General features: G+C 54.7%; 4 protein-coding genes. 2 read left to right on the top strand and 2 right to left on the bottom strand.

What is annotated here, in order from left to right; genetic code table 11:
* Nucleotides 1-508: 508 nt before the first annotated feature.
* Nucleotides 509-871, top strand: coding sequence for a cupin domain-containing protein (locus tag BHD08_RS22820; protein ID WP_071534424.1), 363 nt, complete (start codon nt 509-511; stop codon nt 869-871).
* Between the two features lie 83 nt (nt 872-954).
* Nucleotides 955-1,458 (top strand): chlorite dismutase family protein, encoded by a 504-nt coding sequence (locus BHD08_RS22825; RefSeq protein ID WP_011914408.1) that lies wholly within the window; start codon nt 955-957, stop codon nt 1,456-1,458.
* Between the two features lie 144 nt (nt 1,459-1,602).
* Here the strand turns inward: BHD08_RS22825 and BHD08_RS22830 are convergent, their stop codons facing one another.
* Entirely contained in the window at nt 1,603-3,768 is a 2,166-nt protein-coding gene (locus BHD08_RS22830) for a tyrosine-type recombinase/integrase (protein ID WP_011914409.1), read from the bottom strand.
* A complete protein-coding gene (locus BHD08_RS22835) occupies nt 3,765-4,784 on the bottom strand; it encodes a site-specific integrase (protein ID WP_011914410.1) in 1,020 nt (339 codons plus the stop codon). Before BHD08_RS22835 ends, BHD08_RS22830 begins: the two co-directional genes overlap by 4 nt.
* Nucleotides 4,785-4,845: the final 61 nt, after the last annotated feature.

The following is a 4,845-nucleotide window of genomic DNA, read 5'->3' on the forward strand; positions in this document are numbered from 1 at the left end:
TTTATGTGTAATAGAAAGTCAATAAGAACCGGGCCATGCTCGCCCTTGGAGCTTCTCATACCCAACCGGTATGGCTGTAGCTTCTGAGGAGATCGCCGTCGCTCACCGGATCATCCGGTCATCCTGTTAGTAACCGGTCAAAGCTGATCTGTTACATCGAAGGCGGACACCTGTCCATCGACAACACCCCTGCCGAGCGGTGAACCGCCCTCCCATGTACATATGACCAAAACGTCGCCGTTATCCTACCGTTCTGTCATGCCTACCCACGACGGAGTATTGACGGTCTCCGTCCTATAACATAGCTTTTCCGAAAGGCGCTCAAGTACATATCGTCATGTGCATACGAGCCTCGTGTCGTTAAAAGAAATGGTTGGTGCCGCATGAAAGTGCTCTTCATGATGCCGTTCGGCGTGTCGAGCTTCTCCGCCCCCATCAAGATCAAGGCTTCGTCTTGGTGTTAGTGCCAGATGCACGTCACCTTGCGGTGCAGGAATGGAGTGTGAACATGAAAGCAGAAACGGAATCGCGGATTTTTTCGGTGGACGAATATGTCCGTCCGTCTAACGGCGAACCGATCCGTTCAGTTGTTCTGGAGACCAACGATTCTGTCGTTGTAGTTTGGCACGCCTACCCTAGGCAGGAAATAGCTGCCCATGTCCATCCTCACGGCCAAGATACTTGGACGGTTATCTCAGGTGAGGCCAAGTATTATCAAGGCAACGGCGTAGAAATTCATCTTAAAGCTGGAGATATTGCCATTGCAAAACCTGGGCAAGTACATGGTGCCGTGAACTCTGGTCCAGGACCTTTCATATTTGTCTCCGTGGTTGCGCCGGGCAGTGCAGGTTTTGCGTTATCTGAGAAATAGGCGAAAGGCCTGAGAGGAACCTGATGAATACACGAGTATTTACGTTCGCTGGTGGAGAAACGGGGGTTTGGCGCGTTGTTGCGATGAATGCCGTGGCAGGAGCCCCTCTCCCTGGAATCCCACGGCTCAACGTAGCCGCTGGCTCTGTTTCGCCGCAGCCTCCGGGCACCAAATGGCTCCTTCGCGGGATAACGAGTAACGAGCGCTATGTCGTGCGTGAAGAGAAGGATCGTCTCGTGGCGAAGCAGCCAAGCTTGGGTCGAGCAGAGGCTACCTGCGCCGCCCTGATCCCTATCCGGAAAAACCCCTCATGGTGGGGACTGTCTCAAGACGAACGCCGGAAGATTTTTGAGGAACAGTCCCGTCACATTCACATCGGGCTCCAATATCTCCCTGCTGTGGCCCGCCGCCTCCACCATTGTCGGGACCTGGGCGAGAACGAACCCTTCGACTTCTTGACTTGGTTCGAATATTCCCCGTCTGATGAGACGGCCTTTAACAGGCTTCTGGCCGAACTCCGAGCCTCGGTGGAGTGGCAGTATGTCGACAGAGAAATCGACATCCGGCTAGTGCATGAGCCGGCCTAGCATCAGGTTTAACTTCGATCTACGTGCGGCACACTCCTGCGACACCCGCAGCCCAGCAAAACCCCGAAAAATCTAGTGTGTCGCATAACTTAGGAGTAACGCGACAGGTATGTCTAGCGAGCCACTAGTCGCTTAAGAACTTTTCTACTTATAGCCTCCTCTTTCTCTCATCGATCTCCTCGGCATCCTGCCGTCTAGAGCCGGCACATTGTCCAGCTTTCGAATGAGGCTCTCCAGCTTTTCCAAGTCGCCCTCGGCAATGGCTCGCTCGTCGGGAGTTAAAGGCACGGCCTCCAAGTACCGTCCGATAGACGATTTGCTTTCCAATGCTTGGGCCCTTGCGCTGGCTTTCGGCAAGTTGAAGTCACACCCCGCACAGGCCATGCGATGTGGGCAGCTGCTCCAGAAGGGATTTGAACAATACGAGTCGCCCAAGTCATAGAAGGTGTAGGGGGCATCTGAATGGCGAACAATTACGTCATGATCGATCAAAACGGAGACCATATGGGCCATTTGATCGGCTTTAACGAAGGATGCTGCCAGCTTGGTAGGCCGAATTCGAATGTAATGCAAAGTCGAATTCGGCGAGCTATGTCCCGACCACTGCATTAGCTCGATCAGCGACATGCCCTGAGGGACGCTGGCGAGCGCCGTCACTGCGGAGGCACGTCCCCGGTGGCTGGTGATTCGCCCGCGACTGTCCTCCAGTGGCACACCCGCCTTGGCGCATAGCATTGGAATGATGGTGCCATTAATGACACTGGAGCCTATGCGCTTGCCTCGAAACTGAAATAGGTAGCTAACTTTTTCCCCGGTTCGCTCATCCAGCAAAGCGGCCTGGTTAGCAGGCCTGTCCTCCAGCCAGGCGTCAATGCGCTCCTTCACGACCACCGCTACAGGTTTGACGAAAGCTTTGAACGTCTTGCTGGCAGGAATATCGAGATAGCATAAAGTTTTTGCTGGAACGATGGTCCCATCCTCGTGTACCACATCATTGGTCTGAGGATGCGCGCATCTTTTATCCAAGCGCATGATTTCATTGCTGCGCAAACCAGCGTGCGTCCACACTACAGCAATGGCTTGAACCATCGACAGCGGATAGTGAATCTCCGAAAGCAGATCACTACGCTCAAGATTTAGACTCGCCCAAATCAGCTTGAGCCAGGTCGAGTCATCAATTACCCGCGGGTTGATACCCGAGTTGAATGTCACGGATCGCGGGGTGGCGAGGTGATGCCGGGGGCTGAACTTCAAACGACCCCATCCCCAGAGTTCAAAGTCTGTAAAAAATCGTCGCAAGGCATGTAGAAAGCCGCGCTTCGAGTTGGCAGCGATAGGCTGACCAAGCCCCTTTAGCTGTGTTCCCTTCGCTGACTCCAAAGCCCACTCACCGACCGTCATCCGGTCGACGGCAGCAATAAATGCAGCGCAAGTGGACATGCTCCAATCGGTAGGCGCCGCCATTCCTGATTGCTCGCGCGCTAGCCAGACACCGGTCCTCAAGATAAAACTGTAATTGCTTTCACGTGTGCGTGGACGCAAGGTGGAAGTGTCTCGCCATCGACGGCACCACATTGCCCAAGTCGGATCGATGCCTTCGATGCTTTTCGCCCGCCAACAGGTATAGCCTCGCATGCGTAAAGGTTTCGCCAAAATCCCCATGGCAGCGAGGCCGTGAGATACCTTTCCGACCGATCTCGCGACACCTTCGCTTCGATGCTGTTGGCCCTTCAGTAGCAGTTCCTCGGTGAATGTCTCCAACCGCGGATCGCCGTTTTCCAGCATCAAGGCACCCAGCACGTTGGAAAGGAACTGCTCAAGATGGCGAGCAGCGTAGCCCAGCGATCTCAACGCTTGGCTCAAGCGAACGTGCTCATGTCTGAACACGGCATGGCCGAAGATAAAAGAAGCATATATCGCCGGCTGCCGGAATTTGGCGATACGCTGCGGGGTTCGAAAATCGCCGAGATGGTAAGCAACGGAAGCGAGATATGGTCGTGATCCTGCTCGATTACTGAGCAAGGTCAACCACTGCGACTCAGACCAACACCAGTAGGGTTTACCGGTTTTGCTGACATTCCAGAGAATGACTGCCACTGATGAAATGGCTAATCGCTGAGAAACGCCGCTGTGCGCCGCTATATCAGCTAGCGGCCTCATGAGCTCAGGTATCTCTGATTGGAGGTAGCCCCAGTCTGAACGGTGAGAGCGATTCGAAAGTATGCTCAGCTCGATTTTCGATAGATCGCTCTGACGTACGTACTTGCTCGCGTCGAACGGAACATAAGGGGTGACTGAGGGGGTGCTCATAGCAATGCCTCAGACCCAAAGAGTTCACAGAACATCCGAGCATCGAGACTGCCGACGGAGTGCGCCATCTTTGCGGTTAAATCCGCGCCAGATAGGTGCAGGTAAATCAAAGTGGTTTTGGGGTCTCGATGTCCAGCATACGTGGTCAGTTCATGGAGCTTCCAGCCCGCACGGGCCAGATGGGTAAGCCGAAGGTGGCGAAAGGTATGAGTGCTCAGGTGCGATAGTTTCGCTTCCTTGGCCCACCCTTCAACCGTTTTACTCCACGCCCAACGGGACAGTGGCGAGCCTCGATTACGATCTGATGCTGATCGAAACAACGAACCTCGCATCCAGCCAGCGCCGCGAAGAGCATGTAGATGCTCTATCAAGACAGGTGCAATGTCTGGGCTGTAGCACACGACGCGGCTGCGTTTGCCTTTGGTCGTTTCCGCTCGCACCGAGATCAGTCGGTGTGCAACGTCTAAATCCTCAATACGCAAGGCCACCAACTCGGCACGGCGAAGAGCCCCGAAATACGCCAACGACAGCATTAGTCGATCACGGATAGACGACCTGGCCGCAATACTGAGAAAGTGTCGCCACTGCTCATCGGTGGGAATGTCTGGCAACTTAATCAGCCGTGGGAGCAAGCCCCTGACAAACCCTCCATGTCCAGGCACTTGGGCCAGCCGACCATGCTGTCCGCGGGGCACGGGGTTGTGCTCGCAAAGACCCTGAAAAACGAGGTGGTCGTACCACAACCGGATAGCAGTAAGCCGCTGGTGCAAGGTTGAATTCGCCACCGCGCTCTTTGCGCCAGGTAGCAGCTCACGGATGTAGAGCGTGACTTGTTCGAATGTCGCGGATTCGGGTTTCAGCCCACTCCCTTCGCAATGCAATAAGTAATGCGCAAGGGCACGGCCATAGGCGTCAAGGGTGGCCGGCGCACGCCCCAGATTACCCAAGAGCTCCAGCCAAGCTTGTACACTGGAATAACGACTTAACACTTGCTTGTGCAATGGGGTGGTGGTCATGGGCGCCCCCTGAGCGTCAACGGATTCAGCCTAGCTCAAAAGCATTCCACCTAACTTAATA

It is taken from the genome of Pseudomonas sp. SCT, from assembly GCF_003864275.1.
Taxonomy (GTDB): domain Bacteria; phylum Pseudomonadota; class Gammaproteobacteria; order Pseudomonadales; family Pseudomonadaceae; genus Stutzerimonas; species Stutzerimonas stutzeri_AE.

What these genes read in the sequence shown, in the direction of transcription:
- BHD08_RS22825 (WP_011914408.1), top strand. Translation starts at nt 955, where the DNA reads ATGAATGCCGTGGCAGGAGCCCCTCTCCCTGGAATCCCACGGCTCAAC.
- BHD08_RS22820 (WP_071534424.1), top strand. Translation starts at nt 509, where the DNA reads ATGAAAGCAGAAACGGAATCGCGGATTTTTTCGGTGGACGAATATGTC.
- BHD08_RS22835 (WP_011914410.1), bottom strand. Translation starts at nt 4,784, where the DNA reads ATGACCACCACCCCATTGCACAAGCAAGTGTTAAGTCGTTATTCCAGT.
- BHD08_RS22830 (WP_011914409.1), bottom strand. Translation starts at nt 3,768, where the DNA reads ATGAGCACCCCCTCAGTCACCCCTTATGTTCCGTTCGACGCGAGCAAG.